Source organism: Streptomyces sp. NPDC012769 (assembly GCF_042901205.1).
Lineage (GTDB): Bacteria > Actinomycetota > Actinomycetes > Streptomycetales > Streptomycetaceae > Streptomyces.
In genome coordinates this window covers 69,792-94,608 of record NZ_JBIBCP010000002.1, presented here as the reverse complement: position 1 = coordinate 94,608, position 24,817 = coordinate 69,792, and the positions used below count along the sequence as shown (strand labels likewise).

The 24,817-nt window shown below is 74.1% G+C and carries 18 protein-coding genes, 1 tRNA gene and 1 pseudogene; 6 read left to right on the top strand and 14 right to left on the bottom strand.

The window, feature by feature from the left end:
* Nucleotides 1-32: 32 nt before the first annotated feature.
* Nucleotides 33-1,364: an MFS transporter gene (locus ACFY7C_RS09245; RefSeq protein ID WP_389646299.1), complete on the top strand. Its 1,332-nt coding sequence runs from the start codon at nucleotides 33-35 to the stop codon at nucleotides 1,362-1,364.
* On the opposite strand, the gene ACFY7C_RS09240 is transcribed toward ACFY7C_RS09245, so the two are convergent.
* Nucleotides 1,297-2,100 (bottom strand): hypothetical protein, encoded by an 804-nt coding sequence (locus ACFY7C_RS09240; protein ID WP_389646296.1) that lies wholly within the window; start codon nucleotides 2,098-2,100, stop codon nucleotides 1,297-1,299. The two genes, ACFY7C_RS09245 and ACFY7C_RS09240, sit on opposite strands and share 68 nt — an antisense overlap.
* A 64-nt stretch (nucleotides 2,101-2,164) precedes the next feature.
* The gene (locus tag ACFY7C_RS09235) at nucleotides 2,165-3,271 is read right to left on the bottom strand and encodes an alpha/beta hydrolase family protein (RefSeq protein WP_389646294.1); all 1,107 of its coding nucleotides are present in this window, start codon (nucleotides 3,269-3,271) and stop codon (nucleotides 2,165-2,167) included.
* An 86-nt stretch (nucleotides 3,272-3,357) separates the two neighbouring features.
* On the opposite strand from ACFY7C_RS09235, the gene ACFY7C_RS09230 reads away from it, so the two are divergent.
* Nucleotides 3,358-4,341 (top strand): ArsR family transcriptional regulator, encoded by a 984-nt coding sequence (locus ACFY7C_RS09230; RefSeq protein ID WP_389646291.1) that lies wholly within the window; start codon nucleotides 3,358-3,360, stop codon nucleotides 4,339-4,341.
* Between the two features lie 1,038 nt (nucleotides 4,342-5,379).
* Here the strand turns inward: ACFY7C_RS09230 and ACFY7C_RS09225 are convergent.
* From ACFY7C_RS09225 to ACFY7C_RS09205, 5 genes are all read right to left on the bottom strand, one after another.
* Nucleotides 5,380-6,021 (bottom strand): helix-turn-helix domain-containing protein, encoded by a 642-nt coding sequence (locus tag ACFY7C_RS09225; protein ID WP_352080204.1) that lies wholly within the window; start codon nucleotides 6,019-6,021, stop codon nucleotides 5,380-5,382.
* Nucleotides 6,022-6,429: 408 nt separating this feature from the next.
* Complete coding sequence (locus tag ACFY7C_RS09220; RefSeq protein ID WP_389649403.1) at nucleotides 6,430-8,223, bottom strand: DEAD/DEAH box helicase; 1,794 nt, start codon at nucleotides 8,221-8,223, stop codon at nucleotides 6,430-6,432.
* Nucleotides 8,224-8,328: 105 nt separating this feature from the next.
* Nucleotides 8,329-8,754, bottom strand: coding sequence for a type II toxin-antitoxin system death-on-curing family toxin (locus ACFY7C_RS09215; protein ID WP_389646289.1), 426 nt, complete (start codon nucleotides 8,752-8,754; stop codon nucleotides 8,329-8,331).
* On the bottom strand, nucleotides 8,751-8,945 hold the full coding sequence (locus tag ACFY7C_RS09210) for a hypothetical protein (protein ID WP_389646286.1): 195 nt from the start codon (nucleotides 8,943-8,945) through the stop codon (nucleotides 8,751-8,753). The genes ACFY7C_RS09215 and ACFY7C_RS09210 overlap by 4 nt, the downstream gene beginning before the upstream one ends.
* An 80-nt stretch (nucleotides 8,946-9,025) precedes the next feature.
* Nucleotides 9,026-10,507, bottom strand: coding sequence for an MFS transporter (locus ACFY7C_RS09205; RefSeq protein ID WP_389646283.1), 1,482 nt, complete (start codon nucleotides 10,505-10,507; stop codon nucleotides 9,026-9,028).
* A 201-nt stretch (nucleotides 10,508-10,708) separates the two neighbouring features.
* Between ACFY7C_RS09205 and ACFY7C_RS09200 the strand changes: the two genes are divergently transcribed.
* The 4 genes and pseudogenes from ACFY7C_RS09200 to ACFY7C_RS09185 all read left to right on the top strand — a co-directional run.
* Nucleotides 10,709-10,783: transfer RNA gene (locus ACFY7C_RS09200), tRNA-Cys, on the top strand.
* A gap of 147 nt (nucleotides 10,784-10,930) precedes the next feature.
* Nucleotides 10,931-11,917 (top strand): serine/threonine protein kinase, encoded by a 987-nt coding sequence (locus tag ACFY7C_RS09195; RefSeq protein WP_389646280.1) that lies wholly within the window; start codon nucleotides 10,931-10,933, stop codon nucleotides 11,915-11,917.
* A 3-nt stretch (nucleotides 11,918-11,920) separates the two neighbouring features.
* Nucleotides 11,921-14,185, top strand: a complete 2,265-nt coding sequence (locus tag ACFY7C_RS09190) for a PQQ-binding-like beta-propeller repeat protein (RefSeq protein ID WP_389646278.1) — start codon at nucleotides 11,921-11,923, stop codon at nucleotides 14,183-14,185.
* A gap of 118 nt (nucleotides 14,186-14,303) precedes the next feature.
* Nucleotides 14,304-15,290, top strand: a pseudogene (locus tag ACFY7C_RS09185) (serine/threonine-protein kinase); the annotation flags it as partial.
* Between the two features lie 14 nt (nucleotides 15,291-15,304).
* Here the strand turns inward: ACFY7C_RS09185 and ACFY7C_RS09180 are convergent.
* The 7 genes from ACFY7C_RS09180 to ACFY7C_RS09150 form a co-directional block, all read right to left on the bottom strand.
* Nucleotides 15,305-16,405, bottom strand: coding sequence for a S8 family serine peptidase (locus tag ACFY7C_RS09180; RefSeq protein WP_389646275.1), 1,101 nt, complete (start codon nucleotides 16,403-16,405; stop codon nucleotides 15,305-15,307).
* Nucleotides 16,406-16,673: 268 nt separating this feature from the next.
* Nucleotides 16,674-17,342, bottom strand: coding sequence for a hypothetical protein (locus ACFY7C_RS09175; protein ID WP_389646273.1), 669 nt, complete (start codon nucleotides 17,340-17,342; stop codon nucleotides 16,674-16,676).
* Entirely contained in the window at nucleotides 17,332-19,608 is a 2,277-nt protein-coding gene (locus tag ACFY7C_RS09170) for a hypothetical protein (protein ID WP_389646271.1), read from the bottom strand. The genes ACFY7C_RS09175 and ACFY7C_RS09170 overlap by 11 nt, the downstream gene beginning before the upstream one ends.
* Before the next feature lie 15 nt (nucleotides 19,609-19,623).
* Entirely contained in the window at nucleotides 19,624-20,049 is a 426-nt protein-coding gene (locus tag ACFY7C_RS09165) for a hypothetical protein (RefSeq protein WP_389646269.1), read from the bottom strand.
* Nucleotides 20,050-20,217: 168 nt separating this feature from the next.
* Entirely contained in the window at nucleotides 20,218-22,533 is a 2,316-nt protein-coding gene (locus ACFY7C_RS09160) for a molybdopterin cofactor-binding domain-containing protein (RefSeq protein ID WP_389646266.1), read from the bottom strand.
* Nucleotides 22,530-23,882, bottom strand: a complete 1,353-nt coding sequence (locus tag ACFY7C_RS09155) for a 2Fe-2S iron-sulfur cluster-binding protein (RefSeq protein WP_389646263.1) — start codon at nucleotides 23,880-23,882, stop codon at nucleotides 22,530-22,532. The genes ACFY7C_RS09160 and ACFY7C_RS09155 overlap by 4 nt, the downstream gene beginning before the upstream one ends.
* Nucleotides 23,879-24,766 (bottom strand): FAD binding domain-containing protein, encoded by an 888-nt coding sequence (locus ACFY7C_RS09150; RefSeq protein WP_389646261.1) that lies wholly within the window; start codon nucleotides 24,764-24,766, stop codon nucleotides 23,879-23,881. Before ACFY7C_RS09150 ends, ACFY7C_RS09155 begins: the two co-directional genes overlap by 4 nt.
* Nucleotides 24,767-24,817: the final 51 nt, after the last annotated feature.

The window sequence follows — 24,817 nt, the reverse complement described above, 5'->3', positions numbered from 1 at the left end:
TGCAACAGCAACAGCAACCCGGGGGGACCACCGTGCGCTCACGCACGCCACTGGCCGGCGTACTCGCCGCCAACGCCATCTCGATCAGCGGCAATTCACTCACCCTCATCGGCGTGCCGTGGTTCGCCCTGGAGACCACCGGAAGCCCCGGCAAGGCCGGCCTCGTCGCCTTCTGCGCCGCCGCGCCCGTCGTCGTCTCGGCCCTCGCCGGCGGCCCCGTCATCGACCGGATCGGCCGGCGCCGGGTCTCCGTCGCCTCCGACCTCGTCTGCGCCCTGGCGCTCGTCGCGATCCCCCTGCTCAACCGGGCAGGGATCCTGCAGTTCTGGATGCTCTGCGCGCTCATGGCCGTCACCGGCCTGTTCCACGCGCCCGGCGAGACCGCACGCCATGTCCTCGTCCCCGACCTCGCCGAGCGCGCCGGCACCCCGCTCTCCCGCGCCGCGAGCCTCTACGACGCCGTCTCGCGCGGTGCCCGGATGACCGGCGCGGCCGTCGGCGGCCTGCTGGTGGCGCTGGTGGGCGCCGACACCGTGCTGTACGTGGACGCCGCCACCTTCCTGGCCTCCGCGCTGCTCGTCCTCACCACCCTGCGCGGCATACCCGCGGCCGAACCCCCTCTCGAAGCACCGCCGTTGAGCCTCATCGCCTACCGCGCCGACCTGCGCGAGGGCTATTCCTTCCTGCTGCGCACCCGGCTGCTGCTCGCCGTCGACCTCATGGTCATGGTCACCAACGGGCTCGCCCTGAGCTGGAGCGCGGTACTGCTGCCGATCCACGCCCGCGAGGAGCTCGGCGGCGCGGCCGCGCAGGGCCTGCTGGTCGCCGTCTTCGGCGGCAGCGCCCTCGCCGGCGCGCTGCTCTACGGCGCGGCAGGCCACCGCTTCCCGCGCCGCCCGGTCTTCACCGCCGGTTTCCTGATAACCGGCCTGCCCATCATCACCGCCGCCTTCACCGACACCGTCCCGCCGATGGTCGTGGCGGCGGCGCTCGGTGGGCTCGGCGCCGGGGTGCTCAACCCGATCCTCACCACCGTCTTCTACGAGGTGGTGCCCGAGGAGCTGCGCAGCCGCGTCGGCGGCGCCAGCTCGGCCGCGGTGCTGCTCACCACTCCGCTCGGCGGCCTGGCCGCCGGTCTCCTGGTCGAGAGCGCGGGACTCACGGCGGCGCTGCTCACGGTGGGCGGAGGGTTCTTCCTGGCGACCCTGTCGCCGCTGCTCTTCCCGGTCTGGCGCCAACTGGACGCCCCGGCCCCGGCGAAGCCGGCCCTCGGCTCGGCGACGGCCGGGAAATCCCCTAGCAGCTCGGGACCTTCGACTCCTGCCCCTGCTCCAGGGCCCGAAGGGACGACACGGCGTCGCTGAGGGCGGTCACCGGGACCAGTCGCAGGCCCTTCGGCCGCTCCGCCTCCGCCTGGGAGCACTCGGCCTTCGGCACGAGGAAGACGGTGGCCCCGTCACGGGCGGCGGCCTGCGTCTTCAGGGACACCCCGCCGACGGCGCCGACCGTGCCGTCCGGCTCGATCGTGCCCGTACCGGCGACGATCCGGCCGCCGGTCAGCTCACCGCCGTCGCCGTCCCCGGCGATCTTGTCGACGATGCCCAGCGAGAACAGCAGTCCGGCGCTGGGGCCGCCGATGTCGGCCAGATGGAGTCGGACCTTCACCTTCTTCGGGTCCAGCTTCAGATAGCCGAGGGCGGCGAGCGTCGCCGCGTCCTGCGACTCCTTCATCTGCCCCAGGTTGTGCTTCTCGATCTCCTCGTCGGACTTGCCCGACGGATAGACGGAGGATTTCGGCAGAACCGCCCGGTCGGTGCGGAACCAGGCGTCGGCGACCTCTCCGAAGTCGATGGGCTCGGACGGCCCGGTCGCCACGATCGTGGTCATCCGCAGCTGACCCTCGGTCGGGCGGACCGGGACGCCGGAGACGGTGATCACCTCGCGGCCCTTGTCCTCGCCGAGCACGTCCGCTGTCGAGCCGGGCTGTGCGATCGAGTACGGCAGCGGGGCGAGCCCGGCGACGGCGAGCAGCGCGACGACGGGCAGGGCGCAGAGCGCGAGGGCACGGGGGCGCGGGAGACCGGCGAGGCGGGAGAACACGCACCCAATCTACTGGGCGGCCGCGCGCCCGCCGCTTTGGCGGGTGGTGGCCGCGCTCCCGCCGCTACGGCAGGTGGTGGGCGAAGAAGCCGCCCACCCGGCGCCGTACCGCGGCCACCGCCGCGGCCGGGTCGCCGGGGCCGACGAGCGCCGCCCGGGCGGCTGCGGTCACCAGTCCGGCGGCCTGGAGCCGCGGGACGAGCGCCGCGTAGTCGGTGAACGCCCAGTGGTTCGCGCCGGTGAGCAGGGCGCGGTGGCCGGGCAGCCCGGCCCAGGAGCTCTCGATGCGTGCGGCGCCGTCGAAGCCGTCGGTGCGGAAGAGCAGCAGCGGCCGGTCGAAGCCGTCGAGGGGCGCCAGGTCAAGATAGCCCTCCAGGTTCGCCACGGCGCCGATCCGGCGGTCGGCATGCGCCGCGTACACCGCGGCCGTGCCGCCCGCCGAGTGCCCGAGGACACCGATCCGGCGCCGGTCCATGACGGGGGCGAGGGGCAGGTCGCCGAGCCGGTCGAGGACGAGGCGGAGGTCCGCGACCCTGGTGTCGATCATGGTGCGGAAGGTCCGCCGGTCCGGCGGCCCGAGCAGGACGGTGGTCCGCATGCCGGTGGGGAGCTCCACCTGGGTGGCGTCGCCGGGGTGGTCGACGAGGACGACGACCCTGCCGTGGCTCGCCAGGTCCTCGGCGAGGGTGGTGCCGAGGGTGCGGGAGTCCCCGCCGCCGGGGGTGTACAGCAGCACCGGACGGCGCCCGGGCAGGGCGGGCGCGCCGATGTGGCCGTGGGTGCGGACGGCGCCCCAGTCCACCGTCCCCGGCCCCGGAAGGCCCGGGCGGACGTGCGGCGCGAGGTCGGCGAAGACCGCGGCCTCGGCCGGGGTGAGCTGCGGGGCGCGCGGACAACCGCCCACGGCGCGGGCCGGGTAGAGGACGGTGAGCATCAGCTCCCGCACGCCGCCCTGCCAGGGGTCGGTACGGGAGGGGTCGGTGAGGTGGACGGTGCGCAGGCCCACGGGGTGCGGTCCGGTCGGCGCGGGCAGCCGGAGCGGCGGCCGACGGAGTGGCGGCCGGGCGTGGGCGGTGCGCGCGGGCAGCGGGCCGGGCAGCAGCGCGGCGGCGGCGGCGAGGAGGGCGCCTTGGGCGAGGGTACGGCGGCTGAGGGCGGGTTTCGCAGTCATAGCGGGCATCCTGGGGGCGGGGCGGGGGGCCGCGCGAAGGTTCAGGGCCTGCCCGAAAGGCTGGCGAGGGGCGAGGAGTCGTGCGGGTGCTGCGGATCCACTTCACGGCGGACGATCTCGGCCGGGTCCGCTTCACGCCCCGGCCCTCGCCGCTCCCGGAGCTCCACGCCGCCCTGACGACGGCCGTCGCGCCCCGCGGCGTACCGCCGCTGTTCGGCCGCTGGCGAGGCCGGGTGCTGCGCGCCCTGCCGGCCGCCGCCGAGCCGCTCGCCGACCTGGTGCCGGCGGGCCGCGCCCCGTACTTCCTCGACGTCCTCGGCGACACCCTCGCCGACGGGTTCGAACGGATCCGCTCGACGGAACCGGACTTCGTCCGGTCCGAGCTGGAACGGGTGTACGGGGCGGCGCCCGCGCCGCGCTGGATCCTGCGCCTGCACGCGGGCGAGGAGACGTCCTGGGCGACGGTACGGCGGGCCCAGCAGGCCGCGTACGAGACGGTCCTCGCCCCGGTCTGGGCGCGGGTGCAGGACCTGCACCGCGAGGAGTTCGCCCGGCACGCCCTGGCGGTCGCCGAACACGGCGTGGCCGCCGCCCTGACCGCCCTGGCCCCGGGCACGCGGCTCCACGAGGGCGTCTGGGAGTGGCCGGGCCGGCCCGCCCGCGACGTCCGCCTCGCCGGCCGGGGCCTGGTCCTGCTGCCGACCTTCCACCACCCGGCGGGCCCGCTCCTCCAGGACCTCCCCGGCCGCCCGGTGGTCCTCGCCTACCCGGCGGACCCCGGCCACCCGCCCGGCCACGACACCCCGCCCCCGCCCGAGCCCCTGCCCCCCGTCCTCGGCCGCACCCGCACCGACCTCCTCCGCCTCCTCACCACCCCCCACACCACCACCTCCCTGGCCCGCGCCCTGGGCGTCAGCAACGCCACGGCCTCGGCCCACGCGGCAGCCCTACGAGCGGCGGGCCTGCTGACCACGACCCGCACGGGCCGCTCGGTGACCCACGCGCGCACGTCCCTGGGAACCCTCCTCACAGACCCCCACCCACCGACCCCACCCAGGACCAAGCCCTAGCCCCCGAAACGGCCCCGGATCGCCCCCACCTCACCCCGACCACCGCGCGCCGCGACCTTCGTCGCCGGGAGGCAAGCGAGCGGCCGCGTGCCGCCATACGCCCCGACCGTCACCGGCCCCAGGCCCCTGAGCGCCACCCGGCCATCGCCGACCGCAGCCCCGGGCCCGAGCCCGTACCACCGTGCTTGCGGACCGGCGCCCTGAGACCCGCCGGCCCGGACCCGTATCGCCGGCACGCTCGCACCCAGCCGCGCACCGTGATCCGCCACGGCCTCGACCGCCGGAGGCCTCAAGCGGCACCCGACCATCGTCGGCCGCACGCCGCGAGACCCGCCGGCCGCCGGCCCGTACCCCTGCACTCCCCGGCCTCCATGCGCGCCGCGCCCGCCATCCGCCCCGGCCATCACCGGCCCCAGGCCCAGGAGCGCCACCCGGCCGTCAATACCACCGGCCATCACCGATCCCAGGCCGAGAGCGGCACCCGGCCTCGCCGACCGCGCGCAGTGAATGCGAGGCGGCCTCGCCCGCCGCAGACCGCGAGCGGCCGCGCCGCCCGCGCAAGCGGGCCACCGCAGGCCGCAGACCAACAGCGGTGCCTCCGCGAGCGCAGCCCGGCCATCACCGGCCGCACTCCGTGGAAGTCACCGCCAGCGCAAGCGGGCGATCCCAGGCCGCAAGCGGCGTCGCCGCCCAGCGGCACCCGGCCATCACCGGCCCCGGGCCCGAGCCCGCGCCGCCGACACTCCGGCCGCCGCGCGCCGCATGCCGAGAGCGCACCGCCGCCCAGCGCAACCCACCGTCGCTGGCCCACAAACCCGCGAGCGCCGCGCGCCGCCCGCGCAAGCGGGCCGTCGCAGGCCGCAGGCCGACAGCGGCGCCGCCTCCGCGAGCGCAGCCCGGCCGTCACCGGCCGCAGGCCCGTGAGCGCCACCCGGGCGTCACCGGCCGCAGGCCGCCCAGGCCCGTCGGCCGGAGGCCGTCGAGGCCTGCAGGCCGCAGGCCCGAGCCCGCACCGTCGTAGCCCGGCTGCCGCGCGCCCTAGCGCAACGCGTCGGCGACCTCGCGGGCCGCGTCCACCACGCGTGGGCCCACTCGTTCCGGCACCGCGTCCGCGAGCATGACGACGCCCACGCTGCCCTCGATACCGGTCACGCCCACCAGCGGGGCGGCGGCGCCGCTCGCGCCGGCCTCCAGTTCGCCGTGGGTGAGGGTGAAGCCCGGTTCGATGAGCTCGCCCTGGCGGGCGGCCAGGATCGCGCGGCCGGCCGCCCCGCGGTCCAGCGGGTGGCGGAAGCCGGCCCGGTAGGCCACGTGGTAGTCGGTCCAGGTCGGTTCGACGACGGCGACGGCGAGGGCCTCCGCGCCGTCCACGAGGGTCAGGTGCGCGGTCGCGCCTATGTCCTCGGCCAGCGAGCGCAGCGCGGGCAGCGCGGCCTCCCGCACCAGCGGGTGGACCTGCCGGCCGAGCCGGAGCACGCCGAGGCCGACCCGGGCACGGCCGCCGAGGTCACGGCGGACCAGGGCGTGCTGTTCGAGCGTGGCGAGCAGTCGGTAGACGACGGTCCTGTTCACACCGAGTCGGTTGGACAACTCGGTGACGGTCAGGCCGTGGTCGGTGTCGGCGAGCAGTTTGAGGACTCGAAGTCCCCGGTCGAGCGTCTGGGAGGTCTCCGCGGTCACGACGCCCTCTCCTTCGGAGTGAGTGACAACGACTCCGACGAAAGCCGCGGCACCGGTCCCATCGGCGACGCACGTCAGAGGCCGCCGGCAGGACGGGGTACACCGGCTGCGCTCCGCGGCGGCGCTGCCACGGGGCGTTTGCTTGAGCCGGGACAGTAGCGACCTGCTCCGCTCAGCGGAAGACCTCGTCCAGAATCCGGGCGCCTGCGACCTGATACGGGCGGTTCGGGACCTAAGTCGGCCGAACGCGGGACTTTGGCGGACAAGATCGCCCGCCCCGCCCTCGTAGCGTGGACGTGCGCGGGGCCCGACCGTGGGGGCCGGTCCCCGCCGACGGGGAGAGGCTCGTACGCGGGATGCGTACGGGCCTCTCCCCGTGCCGTCTCGGGGCGTTCGCCGTGGTCGAGGTCACCGCATGCGGGTGGCCCACTCCTGCACCTTCTTGATCCGCTCGCGGATCTGCCCGGCGGTCGCCTCGGCGCTCGGCGGCCCGCCGCACACCCGGCGCAGCTCGGTGTGGATCACGCCGTGCGGCTTGCCGCTCTGGTGCACGTACGCGCCGACCATCGTGTTGAGCTGTTTCCTGAGCTCGAGCAGCTCCTTGTGCGAAACGACGGGACGCCGTTCCGCCGGAAGCTCCAGCAGGTCGGCCTCGCTGTCCGGCTTCTTGCGGCTGTGCGCGATCTGCCGGGCCTGCCGCTTCTGGAGCAGCAGCTGCACCTGGTCGGGCTCCAGGAGACCCGGAATGCCGAGGTAGTCCTGCTCCTCCTCGCTGCCCGGGTGGGCCTGCATGCCGAACTCGGCGGCGTTGTAGAGCACCCGGTCGAAGACGGCGTCGGACTCCAGCGCCTCGAAGGGCAGCATGTCCTGCTCGCCGGTGTCCTCGTCCTGCTGCTTCTCGGCCTCCGCCATCTCCTTCTCGGACTCGGCGTACGGGTCCTCCTCGCCCTCCTTCTTCGGCCGGTCGAGGACGTGGTCGCGCTCGACCTCCATCTCGCTGGCGAAGCCGAGCAGGCTCGGGATGGTGGGAAGGAACACGGACGCGGTCTCGCCGCGCCTGCGCGATCGCACGAAGCGGCCGACGGCCTGCGCGAAGAACAGCGGCGTGGAGATCGTCGTCGCGTACACGCCGACCGCGAGCCGCGGCACGTCGACGCCCTCCGACACCATCCGGACCGCGACCATCCAGCGGTCGGTGTTCGCGCTGAACTCGTCGATCCGGCCGGAGGCCCCGGCGTCGTCGGACAGGACGACGGTGGCCTTGGTGCCGGTGATCTCCCGGATCAGCTTGGCGTACGCCCGGGCCGAGTCCTGGTCGGAGGCGATGACCAGCCCGCCCGCGTCCGGTATCGACTTCCTGACCTCGGTCAGCCGCTGGTCGGCGGCCCGCAGCACGTTGGGCATCCAGTCGCCGCGCGGGTCGAGGGCGGTGCGCCAGGCCTGGGAGACCGCGTCCTTCGTCATCGGCTCGCCGAGCCGGGCGGCGATCTCGTCGCCCGCCTTGGTGCGCCAGCGCATGTTGCCGCTGTAGGAGAGGAAGATGACCGGCCGGACGACCCCGTCGCCGAGCGCGTTGCCGTAGCCGTACGTGTAGTCCGCGGACGACCTCCGGATCCCGTCGTTCCCCTCCTCGTACGTCACGAAGGGGATCGGGTTGGTGTCGGAGCGGAAGGGGGTGCCGGTGAGGGCGAGCCGGCGGGTCGCGGGCTCGAAGGCCTCCAGGCAGGCCTCGCCCCAGGACTTGGAGTCTCCGGCGTGGTGGATCTCGTCGAGGATGACGAGGGTCTTGCGCTGTTCGCTGCGGTTGCGGTGGAGCATGGGCCGCACGCCGACGCCGGCGTACGTGATGGCGATGCCGTCGTACTCCTTGCTGAGCGGTCCGGCGCTGTAGTCGGGATCGAGCTTGATCCCTATCCGCGCCGCGGCCGCCGCCCACTGCTTCTTCAGATGCTCGGTGGGCGCGACGACGGTGACCTGCTGCACCACGTGGTGGTGCAGCAGCCAGGACGCGAGGGTCAGGGCGAAGGTGGTCTTGCCGGCGCCGGGCGTGGCGACCGCGAGGAAGTCACGAGGCTGCTCCTGGATGTACTTCTCCATCGCGCCCTGCTGCCAGGCTCGCAGCTTGTTGGCGGTGCCCCAGGGGGCGCGGCCGGGGAAGGCGGGAGAGAGGTGGTGGGAGGAGGCGGTGGTAGTAGTCACGATCTCCGGTTCGACGCTCGTCCAGATATGACAACCGGGCCACCTTACCGGTGCGCCGGCCGCGACCCCGTACGAACGAGGCCGTGCCGTCCCTCCCTGAGAGAGTCCTCACAACTCTCGCAAACGCCCCGCGATGCCCTGAATGTCCGTGAGTTCGCCGCCCGCGACGGCGATGACCAGCTCGTATGCCCGGTCCTGGTCGACGTCGGCGAGGTCGACGTCATTGACGGTGAGGAAGACGGCCGCCGAGAGCCACGCGGCCCGCTTGTTCCCGTCGACGAACGGATGGTTCGACGCGATCGCGTGCAGCAGCACGGCCGCCTGCTCGTACAGGTCCGCGTACGCGCTCTCGCCGTACATACGGGCCCGCGGCCGGTGCACGGCCGACTCCAGGAGCCCGGGCGCCCGCAGCTCGGGAACGCCGTCCCCGGTGAACGCGATCCGGGCGATCTCCGTGACCTCGGCGACGGTGAGGAACCGTGCCCCGGTCCCGGGCCGGTCGCCGGCCCCCGTCTCGATCCCCATCCCGCTCATGCGCCGAGCCGCTTCAGGAGCGGCTGGTGCCGCAGTGCGAGGCGCTGGGCCTCGTGCCGCACGAGGGTGGCCTCCAGGGAGACGTACCGCCGCACGGCCTCGTCGACGAGCTCCTCGACGGTGACGCCCCGGGCGTCGGCGAGGTCGGCGACGTCGTCGCCGACGGGCAGGGTCACGGTGTCACGGGCCATGCGGCGACCCTAGGCGCGGGGTGCTGTCGGGGGCGACGGGTTTTCGACCGGGGGCGCCGGTTCCGGCCCGCCCGGCCCGGTCAGGTGCCGCGCCGCTCCCCCAGTCGTGTCGCCACCCACGCCCCGATCGCCGCGACCGCCGCCATCGGGAGGAAGACCGCAGCGAAGGCCGCCGGGTGGGAGCCGGTCGAGGCGTCGGCGCTCACGGCGTGGCCGACGGCGCCGCCGCCCAGGGCGGCGAAGGCCGCCCCGCCCGCCGCGAGGAGGAGGACGTTGGACAGGCCGTCGGAGATCTGGAGGGCGGCGGAGTTCGAGCCCGCCTCCTCGGGGGCGGAGAGCTTGAGCAGCAGCACGCTCGTGGAGGCGATGACCATGCCCATGCCGAAGCAGCCCCAGGTCCAGGCCGCCGCGACCACCCACACCGGCACGGCGGTGATCAGCACGGCCGGCGCCGCGGCGATGGCGGTGGCGACGAGCACCATGCCGACCACGACCAGCCGTCCCCGGTAGGGCTCGGTGCGCGGCCGCGACTGCACCCACGAGCCGAGCGCCCAGGTCAGGCCGCCGACGGCGAGCGAGAGACCGGCGAGGGTGGGGGTGAGTCCGCGCTGGGTGACCAGCATGAGCGGCACGAAGGACTCGGCGGCGATGAACGAGCCGGCGGCTATGCCCCGGAGCAGCACCACGGACGGCAGGCCGCGCGCCGCCCGATAGGTGCCGCGCGGGAGCAGTCCCCGGACGGCGGGGACGAGCAGGGCCGCGCCCGCGGCGGCGGGGAGGAGGGAGAGCCAGCGCAGTTCCTGCCCGGCGTACTGGAGCAGGCCCACTCCGGCGGAGATGCCGAGGGCGAGCCTGATCCGCCGCCGGTCCCACGGCGCCACCGGGGCGTCGGGGTCGGCGGGCCCTGAGGCGGTGCGCCGGATGGCGGGCAGGGCGAGCGCGAGCGGGAAGACGACGAGGGCCGGGATGCCGACGAACACCCAGCGCCAGCCCAGGTGCTCGGTGATGGTGCCCGAGGCGAGCGGCCCGACGACGGACGGCACCACCCAGCTCGCGGCGAACGCGGCCATGATCGCGGGCCGCAGGTGTTCCTCGTAGGCGCGGCTGATGACGACGTACAGCGCGACGATCACCAGTCCGCCGCCGAGGCCCTGCACGGCCCTGCCGAGGATGAACAGCCACATGGTGCCCGCCGTCCCCGACAGCAGCAGTCCCGCGGCGAAGCAGCTCATGCCGACGGCGAGCGGGCGGAGCGGGCCCTTGCGGTCGGACCACTGTCCGGCGAGGACCATGCCGAAGAGGCTGGTGGTGAAGTAGGCGGAGAAGGCGAAGGCGTAGAGCGAGATGCCGTCGAGCTCGCGGGCGGCGACGGGCATGGCGGTGCCGACGGCGGTGGCCTCGAAGGCGATGAGCAGGACGACGGAGACGATGCCGATGCTGAGCGCCCGGTGTCCGCGGTCGAGCACGGATCCGCCGCCGGCGGGTGCGTCGGCGGCGGGTGCGGGTTCGGGTTCGGAGGGCGGTGGGGCGACGTCGGCATCGCGGGGTTCGAGGACGCTCATAGGCCCAGGGTAAGGGTCGTAGTGGGTTTTGGCCCCTGTCGTGAGGCGTATCCGCCCTGCCCCGATGGTCGTACGACCACCAGGACCGCACCGCCCCTCGTGAACGCCGTATGGCAGTCGTGTTGCGGCCCCGGGCGAACCGTTGAACCCGCGCACCGCCCCCGCCTAACGTCTTTCTCGTCAGCAGCACGACACCCACACGACCGTGTGCCCGAGTGGTTCAGGGGCTCGCCTGCAAAGCGAGTGACGTCGGTTCGAATCCGATCACGGTCTCCACGCCCGGTGCGGGCCTCGCGCCGCACCGGGCCCCACGCACCCCCACCGCGGTCTCGCCGCGGCCTCGCCGCGGTCTCCCCCTGATCGTCCTGATCATGGCTTGAGTAGGCTCTGTCTGCTCGGGCGGACGACAAGGGGGATTCGCACATGGAACGGCCGCGCCCGTACCGGCTCATCACACGGCTGGATCCGCCGGGACCGCCGGGACCCACCCCCTCGCCCCCGTACCGCCGCTTCGTCGCCAGGGAGTCCGCCGGCGACCGTACGGTGCTGCTCACCCTCCCCCTCCCCGGCACCGACCCGGCGCTCTTCCTGCGCGAGGCGGAGACGGCCCAGCGGCTCCCCGCCCCCTGGACGCTGCCGGTCACGGAGGTCATGGAGGCCCTGGAGGTCATGGACGGGGCCGGTGTCCCGGCCTGCGCGGCTCCGTACGTCCCCGCGCTCCCGCTTCCCGTGGCCCTGGCCGTGCACGGCGGCCCGTTGCCGGAGGAAACGGTGCGGGTGATCGGCGCGGCGCTGGCCGAGACCCTGACGGCGCTGCACGCGCAGGGCGTGACGCACGCGGGGGTGGCCCCGGCCGCCGTCCTGCTCACGGCCGACGGCCCGCGGCTGTCCTGTTTCGGCGCGGGCCGGGTCACGGAACGGGTGGACCGGGAGGCCCAGGCGCCGGAGCGGGCGACGGGCGGGCTGCCGCGGCCGCCGGGCGACGTGTACGGGCTCGGCGCGGTCCTCGCGTACGCGGCGACGGGCCACACCGTGCCGGAACGTTCCGAGCTGCCGGCCGCCCTGCGCGCGACGGTCACCGGCTGTCTGACCCGCGACCCGGCGGACCGCCCGGCCGCCGCCGCCCTGCTGCCGGCCCTCGCGCCGCCCACCCCGCACGCGACGGTGCTCGGCTCGGCGGCCTCGCTGCTGACGCCGGGCTGGCTGCCGCCCAGGGTCGTCGCGGCGCTGGCCCGCCAGTCCTCGTCCCTCCTCGCGGCCGACCTGCCAGGCGCCCCCGGTGCTACGACCCCGAGTGCTGCGAGCCCGGGCGCCCCCGCCGCCGCGACCCCCGGGACCCCCGCTCCCTCCTCCGGGCGGCCGTACGGTGACGCCGCCTCCCCCGCCTCTCCCGCCTCTCCCGGGAACTGACCGATGCTCTCTCCCCTGACCCACGACGACCCGTCGGCCATCGCCTCGTACCGCCTGCTCGCCCGGCTCGGCGCGGGCGGCATGGGCACGGTCTACCTGGCCCGCTCCCCCGGCGGCCGTACGGTCGCGCTGAAGACCCTGCACGCGCGGCTGGCCGCCGACCCGGCCTTCCGTACCCGCTTCCGCCTGGAGACGGACGCGGCCCGCATCATCGGCGACCGCCACGGCGCGACCGTCTTCGACGCGGACCCGCTCGCCGAGACCCCGTGGCTGGCCACGGAGTACGTGCTCGGTCCGCCCCTCGACGACGCCGTCGGCCTCGCCGGCCCCCTTCCCGAGCCGACGGTCCGCGCGGTCGGCGCCGCCCTCGCCGGAGCGCTCCGGCAGCTGCACTCATCGGACGTGGTCCACCGCGACCTGAAGCCGTCCAACATCCTGGTCACCGCCCACGGCCCGAAGGTGATCGACTTCGGCATCGCCCGCGCGGCCGGCGACGACCGCCTCACCACCACGGGCGCGGCGGCCGGCACCCCGGCCTACATGTCCCCGGAGCAGGCCTCGGGCCAGGAACACCCCCCGGCGGGCGACGTGTTCGCCCTCGCGGGCGTCCTGATCTTCGCGGCGACCGGTCGCGCGCCCTTCGGCAGCGGCGCCCCGGCCGACCTGCTGTACCGGGTCCGCTACGCCGACCCCGACCCCGAGACCCTGGCCGCCCTTCCCCCGTCCCTCCGCCCGCTGCTGACGGCCTGCCTCGCGAAGGACCCGGCGGCCCGCCCGACGACCTCCACCCTGATCGCCGAACTCCACGACGGGCACGGCGAGTTCGCCGACCACCTGCCGGCCCCGCTGCTCGCCGCGATCGCCCGCCGCGCCACCGACGTCTGGCACCCGCTCCCGCCCCGGCTCCCCGCCCCGGCGCAGGACCCCTACGCGCCGACGGTCCCGGCGGCGACGCCCGGCGGCCGGACCGGCTCCTCCGGCCTCTCGCGCCGCAGGCTGCTGGCCACGGGCGGCGGTTCGGTGCTCGGCCTCGCCGGGGTGGGCGCGGGCGTCTGGGCCTGGCTCGCCCGGGGCGAGGGCCAGGCCCCGCCGAACGGCAAGGGGTCGGGGGCGCCGTCCACCTCCACGTCCTCCGGCACCGGCTCCGGCACGTCCGAGGAGAGCGGTCCGCTGCGCATCGCCTGGACCAAGGAGGCGGCGGGGGCGCCCGGTTCCGCCCCGCCGATCCTCCGGGACGCGGCGGTGATCATGATGACCAGGAACGGTCTGAAGGGCCATCGCGCCGCCCCCGGCGGCTTCGAGTGGACCGACCCCAAGCTCATCCACGACGACCAGGTCACGGCGGACCGCACCACCGTCTACGGCCTGTTCGAGGACGAGTCCAACGGCCTGACCGTCAACGCGCTCGAACCGAACACCGGCAGGCATCTGCGCGAGGTCGCCGTCCTCAAGGAGTTCAAGCACCCGTGGGTGGCCGGCCAGGCGAAGATGCTGTACGCGGCGGACGGCACGCTCTACCTGGCGGTCAACCGCCGGAAGCCCGGCATCGACAGCCGTACGTACGACTGGGTCCTGCTCGCCCTCGACACCGCCACCGGCCGTGAACGCTGGCGCACGCCGATCAAGGAGGCGGAGCCGGGCCACGGCTTCAACGTGTACTTCGCGCGGGTGGTCGGCTCCCGGCTGATCGTCGGCCAGGCGACCAACGACATGACCCTCACCTCCTACGACACCCGGTCCGGCAAGGTCCAGTGGCGCACGGTCGTCCCGGAGGCGTCCGGCGCGTTCGTGCGCCCGCCGATCAACGGTGCCGAGGTCGCGGAGGACGGCACGCACCTCTACGTCGGGGCGCAGTTCCTGTACGCGGTCCGGCTCACGGACGGCCGGCACATCTGGGAGTTCGGCTACGGACGGCCGTACGGCGATCTCCAGCCGCAGCGGCGGCACTACGGCGCGCCGCTCGTCCGCGACGGCGTCGTGTACGCGGTCGAGGGGACCCGCACCCTGGTCGCGGTCGACGCCCGGCGGGGCCGACGGCTGTGGGAGGTCGACATGTCCGCCGGCGGCGCGCCAAGCCTCGAAGTCCCGCCAGTCGCCGGACCGACCGTCCTGTGCGTGCCGACCGAGCGCGGCGTCGGCGTCGTCGACCTGGCCGCGCACCGCTACGCGCAGACGCTCGCGTCGGCCGCCGTCCGCCTCGCCTCCGCCGGGGACAAGGGGTTCTACGGCGTCGGGGCCGGCCGCGTGACGCAGTTCGAGGTGCGGTGATGCGAGCCGCAGTTCGAGGTGCGGTGATGCGAGCCGCAGTGAAGCGAGGTGCCGCGATGCGACGTGCAGTGAAGCGACGCACGGCGATGCGACGCGCAGTGAGAGGAACCCCCACCCCGTGAACCCGCTCTCCACCGGAGACCCCCTCCGGCTCGGTCCGTACCGGCTCCTCGGCGTCCTCGGCGAGGGCGGCATGGGCAAGGTGTACTTCGGCCACGACGGCACCGGCGGCCCCGCCGCCGTGAAGGTCCTGCGCCCCGAACTCGCCCACGACCAGGGCCTGGCCCAGCGCTTCGTCCGCGAGGCCGAGATGGCGCGCGCGGTCACCAGCAAGGGCGTGGCGCGGGTCCTCGGGGCGCAGACGGAGGGCGGACGGCCGTGGATCGCGGCCGAGTTCCTCGCCGGACCGACGCTGGACGAGGCCGTGCGGGCGTACGGGCCGATGGACGAGCCCACGGTGCGCGCCCTGGGCCACTTCCTGTCCCGTACGCTCCACGACATCCACGCGGCGGGCCTGGTCCACCGTGACCTGAAGCCCGCCAACATCGTGCTGACCTCGTCCGGTCCGCGGGTCATCGACTTCGGCATCGCCCGCCCGGAGCACGGTCTGACGCTGACGACGACCGGGCAGATCCCGGTGACGCCCGGCTACGGCGCGCCGGAGCAGGTCCTGGGCCGGCGGGTCGGCCCGGCCTCGGACGTCTTCTCGCTCGGCGCGGTGCTCGTCTTCGCGTCGAGCGGCCGCCGCGCCTTCGACGCGACACATGTCGCGGCCGTGCAGTACGAGGTCGTGCACGGCAACCCGGACCTGAGCCTGGTGCCGCCCGCGCTGCAGCCGCTGATCACCCCGTGCCTGGCGAAGGATCCGGCGCTCCGCCCCGCCCCGGCGCAGATCGCGGCGGCCGTCACCCCGCCCAAGGGCGCCGACCGGGCCTGGCGGAAGGGCCCGCTGGCCGACGACATCGCCCGCCGCGAGGCGGCGACGGGCCGCCTGGTCGCCGTCCCGGGGCAGCCCCGCGCGGGCGGGGCGTCCCGGCGTCGGTTCCTCGTGGGGCTGGTGTCCGGCAGCGCGGTCCTCGCGGTGGGCGGCGGCACGGCCGCATACGCGCAGCGCGACGACTAGGCGGGCTGCCGCCCGCGCCGGTGGTCGGCGATGAGGAGCGGCGTACCGACCGCCATGCCGAGCAGTCCGGCGGCGCACACCCCGAGCGCGATCCAGAAGCCGGTGCTGTGCCCGTCGCCGCCGGGCCCGGAGGCGACGGGCGCGGGCGCGGCGGCCGAGGGCGTGACGCTGGGCGCGGGCGTGGGGGTCGGGCTCGGGGTCGGCTCCGCGTAGTCCTCCAGCGGGAACACGTTCGGCGGGCCCGGGTCCCCCGGCGTGTTCAGCGCCCGCCGCGGTCGTACGACCCCGTAGCCGATGTAGTCGCTGCGCACCTCGCCGCCCACGGGTCCGCCGATCGTGTTCAGCAGCACCTGGAGCACCTGGTTCCGGGTCCAGTTCGGGTGCGCGGACCACACGAGGGCGGCGCTCGCGGCGGCGACGGCCGAGGCGATGGCCGTGCCCTTGGACCTGCACAGGCCGGTGCCCCCGGCGCAGGCGCTGATGATGTCCGCCCCGGGCGCCGCGAGATCCACATGGGGGCCCACGCCGGTGCCCTTGATCCAGGTGACGTTCCGGTCGATGGCCGCCACCCCGACCACGCCCGGCAGCTTCGCCGGCACCTCGACGTTGCCCTCGTCCAGGACGGTGTCCCCGACGCCGGCGAAGATGAGCTTGCCCTTCGCCATGGCGTACGCCACGGCCTCGCTCACCTCGGTGGACGCCTCGTACACGGGCAGGCTGACGGACACGGAGATGATCCGGGCGTCCGAGTCGGCGGCATGCCGCAGCGCGGGCACCAGTCCGGCGTTGACGGCCTTCTCCTGGTCGGCGAGGCTGCCCTTGCCGGTGTACCCGTCGCTGATGTTCAACGGCATCACCTTCGCCCCGGGCGCCAGCCCGTACGCACTGGCCTGCCCGCCGGGCCCCTTGCCGTTCCCCGCGATGACGGCGGCCGCGGCCGTCCCCCCGTCCTTCCTGCTCGCCGTCCCAGCCCCCGGAAAGTCCATCTCCCCCACGAGCCGCCCGGCGAGCTCGGGCACTTCCTTCACCCCGGTGTCGATGAGCGCGACGGTGACGCCCTTCCCGGTGCTGCGCTCCCAGATCTCCTCGGCGTGCATGGACGTGAGGTGCCACTGCCGCGACCTGACACTCTCCGCCTGCGCGGGCCCCGCGGCCACCCCCACCAACAGGACCGCCAGCCCCGCAGCAACCACCCGCCACCACCGACCGATGACCACGCGTCCTCCGGCCCCGCACACCCGCTCTGAACTCACGCTGTTCCAAGCCACTTTCCGCCCTGCGGCTCGCCCCTGACCTGGGCCGCCATGACCGTACGGAGCATACGGCGACACCGCGTGCATGCTCCGCGGGAGGGTTCCTGATCCCTCAGGAGGATGTGGGGAGACGCAGCTCGTTCGTGCACCCCGCTTGCTCCGCCACCCCACGCAGCAGCTTGAGCGCCATGTCGGCGATCACTTCTTGCTGCTTGGCGGCGTCGACACCGCGTTCGGCTTCGCCCGTCACCTCGACCGACAGGAACTTCTCCGCCCTGCGACTCTCGGCCAACTTGGGACTCGGAGGTGCCTCGCACCTCACCACGACGCGCGTGCCGGTCGGCCAGGTCTCTCCGCCGGCTCCCCAGTCGGGCTTGGCCTCGGGGGCGGCGTAGGCGATCTTCGACCACGAATGGATCGCCTTCTCGTTCCTGAACGGGGTTTCCGACCACCAAAGGACCATCGCGCGGAAATCCCCGCCCCCACGCCGCTGCAGACCTGAACACACCGCGAGACGATGCTGCTCGACGGTCAGAGAAAGATCCGTGGTGGTGATCTCCACGTTCTCTCCCGGCTCGAAGAGGGGCGTGACGTCGCTCTCGTCGAGGAGCCCCCAACAGGGCTCGGCGGAGAAGCGGACAGGCGCCGCCTCGTCCTCGTCCTCGGTGGCGAACCAGGCGACCGTCGCAACCACGAGCACGGCAAGAACGATTGTCCCTCCCACCAGGAGGATTCGGCGCCGAGAGCGCGGCGCGTCCCCGCTGTCCGGTTCAGTGGCCATGCCGCGTACCCACCTTCTCCTGTTCCTGCAGACCGTTCGAATACCCGTTCTTGGTGAAGTCCAGGACGGCGTCGCTGAGAACCTCCCGGTTCACGCCGGGCGGGAGCGTGAGGTGGTCGACTTGCTTCTGGATGGGGAGGGTCGAGGTGGAGAGGCCGGCCAGATACGCCTCCTTAACCTTCTCTCCGGATCCCTCGTAGGGTTCCTTCTTGGCGTCGTCGACATCGGCGCTGATTCCCTGGTCGATGACCCAGCCCACCAGCTCTCCGACCACCGGCGCACGCCGCACCATGCCTTCGAAAATCACGCCCGTGGCAAATCCCGCCGCACTCCCTTCCCGTTCGAGTCCCTTGTTGTACTCGTCGTTCTCCTCGAACTGTCCGGCGAGCTCCGCATCGATACGCCCGCCGGCCAGAATGCCGTTCACGTGACCGCTCGTCTGTCCGATGTGCTCGAGAGAACGCTGCAGATTGTGCTCGGACAAGCCTTTGTCCTCGGCCTTGAGCTGCATGGCGGCTTGCGTGTACTCCTGCTGGGCCGCCGACACCGTCGAGTAACTGCCCTCGTGCCGAGCCAGCGCGTCCATGAACGGTGTCAGGCTCCCCTGCTTCAGGCTCGCGTGGGCCTGCTTGTCGTCCTTGGCATAATCGTCCGTATCCGATCCGTAGACCGCGTTGATGTCGCCGATGTACTCGGCGGCCATGCGTCCCATGCTGCCGCTCAGGTTGTCGTCCACGAGGGCGGGCGTGCCACCCACCTTCTCCACGATGCGCTCGAAGACGTTGGCCATGGCTTCGGTGTGCGGCTGGTGGTCGGCGTACTTCGTCAGGTGCGGGTCCGCCTGGCCCGAGACGGCGGCCTCCAGCGCGTAGCCGAGCGCACGACGCTCGGAACCCGGGTCTTGGCCCACCGCCGCGTCGTGCCAGTCCACGGTCGGCTTGCGGTCGAGCATGTAGTCGACCATCCCGGCCGGCTTCCCGTAGTCGCCGCTGACATGCCGGTCGGCCAGGGTGACCAGGCCGTCCTTGTTCGTGTCCTCGCGTACCGGCTCGTTGAAGAAGGCCGTGGCGCCGCCGGGGTTGTTGCTGAGCGCCTCCATCAAGCCGGTGAGGGGGTAGAAGCCCCTGCCGCCGTCCTTGTCGTGATTGAGCGCCATCTCCTGGTTGTACGGGAGACCTTGCTCCCACACGTCCGGGTTCGCCCGCTCCATCGCGACCATGTCCCGGCCGACCGCGGTGAGGAATTCCGCGTCGTACTTGCCGTCCCTGAGCAGTGCGCCGAGGGCCTGGTAGCCGTAGATCTTCGTGCCGTAGCCGGCGACGTTCGAGACGTCGATCTCCTTGTGGCCCGCCTTCATCAGCGCGGTCGTCCACGCCGCGTCCAGGTGGCCCGGGGTGTTCTTGCTGGTCGCCACGCCCAGCATCGAACCCAGGTCCTCCTGGATGCCGTGCACCATGCGCACGCGGTCCTGGCCTGCAGGGCCGAGACTCGTCGAGTCCAGGGACATCGTGGCGTAGAACTCCAGCGCTCCTTCGGGGCCCATGGTGCGGTAGAAGGCGGTGGAGAACTCGGGATCCTTGGCGTTGTCGTTCATCAGCTCTTCGAGCTGCTTCAACGCCTCGACGTTGCGTGCCGTGCCTCCCTCGCCGGTGACCTTGCGGGCCAGATCCACCGCCCGCGCCGCCTCCTCCGCGTCCAGGCTGGCGTACTTCGGGGCGCTGAAGTTGTGCTTGTCGCCGGTGATGTTGGCGCGAAGTGCGTTCGCGCAGGCCACGTCGGCGTCGTCGCAGCTCTCGACGATGGCGTCGATGCGCCGCTTCAGTGCCGCGATCGCGGCGCGTTCCTTGCGCAGGGCGTCGGGGAATTCGGGGTCGTGGCGGGCGGCGACGTCCTTCTCCACGGGGTAGGCGGCTTCCACGGTGCCGTCGCTCTTCACCTTCAGGCCCTGGGCCGGCGCCTCGGACTCGACGATCTTCGTGAGGTCGTCCTTGGCCTTCTTGAAGGTGCGGTAGCCGTCGTCGAGGATCTTGTGGATGCCGTCGGCGGCCTTGGCCGCGTCGGCGAACTCCTTGGCGGTCTTGTCGATGAAGGGCTTCGTGACCTCGGCGTTCACGCCGCGCCAGTCGTCGGCCTTCGCCTTCGCGGCCATCGTCTTGTGCGCGTCCTCGGCGAGGGTGTCCAGCCTGCCCTTCATCCGGGACCAGCCGTCGGCCGCCGCCTTCAGCTTGCCGAGCGGCGCCTGGTACACGTTGTCAAAGGTCAGCACGGCCTGCTCCCCCGCCTACTTGAGGTACTCACTGATCTTGGACACGGCCAGCGCCGTTCTGATGTCCTCGTCGTCCTTGGCGTGCGCGGCCGCGCTGTAGTCGAGGTGGTTGGAGATGTGCGCGCAGGCGTCCAGCAGGGTGCCCACCTGGGACGCCCAGGTCTCCTGGACGGTCGTCAGGGCCGCTCCGGTGCGGAAGCCGTGCTGGGAGAGTCCGGTCGCCGCCTCCGACGTCTCCGTACGGGCGTGGTGCCCGTCCTTCACCAGCCGCCCGTGCAGCGCGAAGGCCGCGTGGCCGATCGCGCCGAGGTGGTCCTGCTTCACGCCGAGGTCGGCGGATCCGGCGCCGCCGCCGGGGTCGGCGGGGAGCTGGTTGAGGCGCGTGCCGACGCGGTCCGCCGCGGCGCTGCGCTCAGCGGCCCACTCTTGCTCGAACGTCATGATTCCCCCGCTTCCGTCACACCGGAAGGCCGGAGTTTACTCATGCACACGGCCACGCACAGACGTCCGGGGCGAGATCCCGCCAGGCGCTGAGCCCGGCCCGAGCCCGGCGCCGAGCCCCAGGCGCCGAGCCCGGCGGCAGGCGACCCGGCCGCCCGCCTGGGGGCCTCAGGCCACGACCACCGCCGCCTGGGGCCGGATCGGCAGGCGGTTGACGGGGCGGCCGGTGGCCGCGCGGACGGCGGCGGCGACGGCGGCCGGGGAGGTGACGACGGGGACCGCGCTCGCGGGCTTGGCGCCGAAGGGGGCGACGACGTCGCGTTCCTCGACGAGTTTCACGATGCGAATGTCGGGGGCGTCCAGGGACGTGGGCAGGGCGTAGCCCGTCAGGTCGGGGTGGCGGACCAGGCCGCGGGAGGTGCGGAGGTTCTCGGTGAGGGCGGCGCCGACGCCCTGGGTGACGCCGGCCTCGATGCGGGTGGCGAGCTGGGCGGGGTTGAGGATGCGGCCGACGTCCTGGGCGACGGCCATCTCGACGACCCGGACCGTGCCCAGCTCGACGTCGACGTCCACCACCGCGCGGATGGCGCAGAAGGCGATGCCGACGAAGGCGTCGCCCTGGCCGGACTCGTCGAGCGGCTCGGTGGGGTGCGGGCGGCACTGGGCGGTGGCCCAGAGCTCCTTGCCCTCCATGGCCTCGCTGACCGTGGTGGACAGGACACCGTCGTACGAGGTGATCTTGCCGTCGGTGATCTGGAGCAGCTCGGTCGACATGCCGAACTTGTGGGCCAGCGGCTGGAGGAGCTGCGTGCGGACCATCTTGGCGGCGCGTTCGACGGCCCCGCCCGAGACCCAGGTGTGCCGGCCGTGGGTGGCCGGTCCGGCCGGGGGCTGGTCGGTGTCGACCGGGGCCACGTACACCTCGTCGATGCCCAGGGTGTCCTGGACGATCTGGCGGGCCAGGGTCGAGAAGCCGGAACCGGTGTCCACGGCCGCGCAGATCACGGTGGCGACGCCGTCCTGGACCCGGACCGTGGCCGTCGAGACCTCGTCCGTGCCCTCCGCGCCCAGCATGTGCACCATGCCCAGGGCGTAGCCGACGCCCCGCCGCACCGCGCCGGGCTCCCCCGCGCCGTCCGGGCCGCCGGGCAGCAGCCAGTCCTCCTCCGGCGCGTCCATGGGGAGCGGCGGCAGGGGGAAGTCCCGTACGGCGGACAGGAGTTCGGCCACCGGGGCCGGGCAGGTCACGGTCTGGCCCGTGGGCAGGATGTCGCCCGTGGACAGGACGTTGCGCATGCGGAGTTCCGCCGGGTCGAGGCCCAGCTTCCCGGCCAGCTTGTCCATCTGCGCCTCGTACGCCGCGCACACCTGCATCGCGCCCTCGCCCCGCACATGGCCGGACGGCGGGTTGTTGGTGCGCACCGCCCAGCCCTCGACGAAGGCGTGCGGGACGACGTACGGGCCGCAGGCGAAGGCCACGGCCGCGGCGAGGGACTCGGAGGAGGAGTCGGCGTACGCGCCCGCGTCCAGCAGGATCTGCGCCTCCACCTTCACCAGCCGGCCCTCGGCGTCCGCGTGGTGGCGGTAGCGCAGCAGGGTGGGGTGGCGGTGGGCGTGGCCGAGGAAGGATTCCTCGCGGGTCGCGGTGAGCTTGACCGGGCAGCCGGTACGCAGGGCCAGCAGGCCCAGCGGGATCTGGAAGCCGGGGTCCTCCCGGTCGCCGGTGGCGCCGGGCACACCGGTGACGACGACCTTGACCTGCTCGGGCGCGAGGCCGAAGCAGGCCGCCGCCAGGTCGCGGTCGGTGTGCGGGTCGGTCGACGCGGTGTAGAGCTCGACGCCGCCGTCGGGACGCGGCACGGCCAGCGCGGCCTCCGCGCCGACCGGGGCGGTGTCCTGCCGGCCGATCCGGTAGAGGCCCTCGACGACGACCTCGCCGGTCGCCTCCGGGTCGCCGAAGCGCAGCGGGATGTGCCGGATCAGGTTGCCGTCTGGGTGCAGGGGCGCGGCGGCGAAGGCCTTCTCGGGGTCGGTGACCGGGTCCAGGACCTCGTACTCGACGGCGATGGCGGCGGCCGCGAGCCGCGCCGTGTCGGGGTGGTCGGCGGCGACGGCGGCGATGGCCTCGCCGTGGTGGCGCACCAGCTCGGCGGCGAAGACCGGACGGTCGGCGACCTGGCGGCCGTACGTGGCCGCGCCGGGCACGTCGGCGTGGGTCACCACGGCCCGTACCCCCGGCATCTCGGCCGCCGCCGTGGTGTCGATCGACACGATCCGGGCGTGCGGGTGCGGGGAGCGCAGGATCGCCGCCCACAGCAGGCCCTCGGCCCACAGGTCGGACGCGTACGGGAAGGTGCCCTCCGTCTTCGCCCGGGCGTCGGCCTGCGGGAGCGAGACGCCGAGACCGAGACCGGCGACGGCACCGAGACCGGGCACGGGACCGAGGCCGTCGGTCGGCTCCGTGGTCGTCGTGTCGCTGCTCACGCCGTGCCTCCGTCGTGCGGGTGGGGAATCTGGTGCGGGATGCGGGCCGCGGCCTCGTCACCGGACCCGGCCGTCGCCTCGCGCTCGGCGACGACGTCCTTCACGGCGTCGAGGACGCCTCGGTAGCCGGAGCAGCGGCACAGGTTGCCGCACAGCGCCTGGCGGGTCTCCAGCTCGGTCGGGGCGTGGTTGCCCTCGAGCAGGTCGTGGACGGTCATGGCCATGCCGGGGATGCAGAAGCCGCACTGCACGCCGCACTTCGCCAGGGCCCGCTGCACGTCGGACGGCTCGCCGTCCACGGCCAGGCCCTCGACGGTCCGCACCTCGCACCCGGCGGCCGTCGCGGCCGGCACCAGGCAGGAGGCGACCAGCCGGCCGTCGACCTGCACGTTGCACGCGCCGCACTCGCCCTGCGAGCAGCCGTCCTTGGCCCCGGCGAGGCCGAGCCGCTCCCGCAGGACGTAGAGCAGCGACTCGCCGATCCATGAGTCGGTGACGGGCCGGTCGGCGCCGTTCACGCGCAGCGTGTACGAGATGTGGGGGTGCTCGTCGCTGTCGGTCGACATGTCGACGGGCAGGGCGGCGGGCGGGACCTCGACCGCCGGCACCTCCGCCGCAGGCTCGACCACCGGCTCGGGCGCCTGCTCGTGCTCCGCGACGGCGTCCGGCCCTGCGTCCGATGCGGCGTCCGGCACGGCGTCCGGTACGGGCTCCTGCGCGGCCTCCGGTACGGATACGGGCTCGGGCCCCGGCCCCGTCTCCGGTTCCGTCACCGCCCAGGGCGCCGGGGCGCCGCCCGGCAGTGTCGCGGGCGCGCCGCTCGCGTACCCGGCCGGCGTCGACGCCGCGTACTCACCCGAGTCGTCCTGGACGTCGGGACCGTCCTCGAACGTCGGGATCGTCCAGGAAGCCGTCTGCTCCTGGGCGTCCTCGTGCGGGACCTCGTGCGGGCCCCCGTGCGGGGCCTCGTGCCCGGCCCCGACCCCGTAACCGGCGTCGTAACCGGCGTCGTAACCGGCGTCATACGCGACCTCGTGCCCGGCGTCGTACGCGACCTCGTGCCCGGCTTCGTGGGTGGCCTCCTGCCCCGCCTCCCGCGGGAACGGCGGCTGCGCCACCCACTCGCCCGTCATCCCCGGGTTCGCCGCGGCCGGGTCCGTCAGCGGCACCAGCGGCGTGATCATCGGCGGCACATAGCCGTGCCCCGGCGCCTCCAGCGGCACGCCCTCCAGCATGAACTCGGGCGGCAGCTGCACGAACGCCGTCGCGTCGCCGTCGTACCCCTCGCTCTGCGGGATCGGCTCCCAGCCGCCCGTCTCCGGTGCCCGGCCCTCGTGTGCGTCGCTCACGACAGCGCCCTCCCCAGTGCTCGTCGGGCCAGCGCGGCGACCGTGCGCCGCAGGTGCAGTACGGCCGGGGGCAACTGCTCGTCGCCCTGCGGGTCCGGAATGCACGCGGCGGCCACGTAATCGCCGAACGCCGCCAGCGCCTCCGGGGCCAGACCCCGCTCCCCGTCCCAGTCCACCAGCGAGGCGATCCACTGCTCCGCCTCCAGCGGCCGCAGCGGCATCGGCGCGATCGCGCCCACCGCGCAGCGCACCCCGCGCCGCGCCGGGTCGAGGACGACGGCGACGGAGGCGGTGGCGCGGGCCGGGCCGGTGCGGCCGGTGGCCTTGAGGAAGACCTGCGGGGCGTGCAGCAGCGGTACGCGGACGAAGGCGACCAGCTCGCCGGGGGCCAGCAGGTCGCGGCCGGCAAGGAGGTGGCTGACGGGCATCTCCCGGCTGCCGAGCGGGCCGACCACGACCAGCTCGGCCTCCAGGGCGGCCAGCACCGGCAGCGAGTCCCCGGTGGGCGCGGCGGACACGACGTTGCCGCCGAGGGTGCCGGCGTTACGGATCTGCGGCGGGCCCGCGACGCGCGAGGCGGCGGCCAGGGCCGGGATGAGGGCCGCGAAGTCGGGGCGGCCCATCCGCGCGTGGGTGAGGCCCGCGCCGAGCAGGGCGTGGCCGTCCTGGTACTGCCAGCCGCGAATCTCGTTGATCCGGTTCAGGCCGACCAGGCCCGCGGGGCGCAGCTGCCCGCGGTTGACGGCGGCCATCAGGTCGGTGCCGCCCGCCACGGGAACGGCGGCCGGCATGGCCGTCAGCGCCGCCACTGCCTCGTCGAGCGAGGCGGGCAGCGTCACGGACCGCGCCGTCCGTGATGCCGTCTGTGGTGCGTGCGTGGTCAACCCGCTGCCCCTTCCCGGTGTCCCGGTGATCCCCGACCGTCCCCGGCTGTC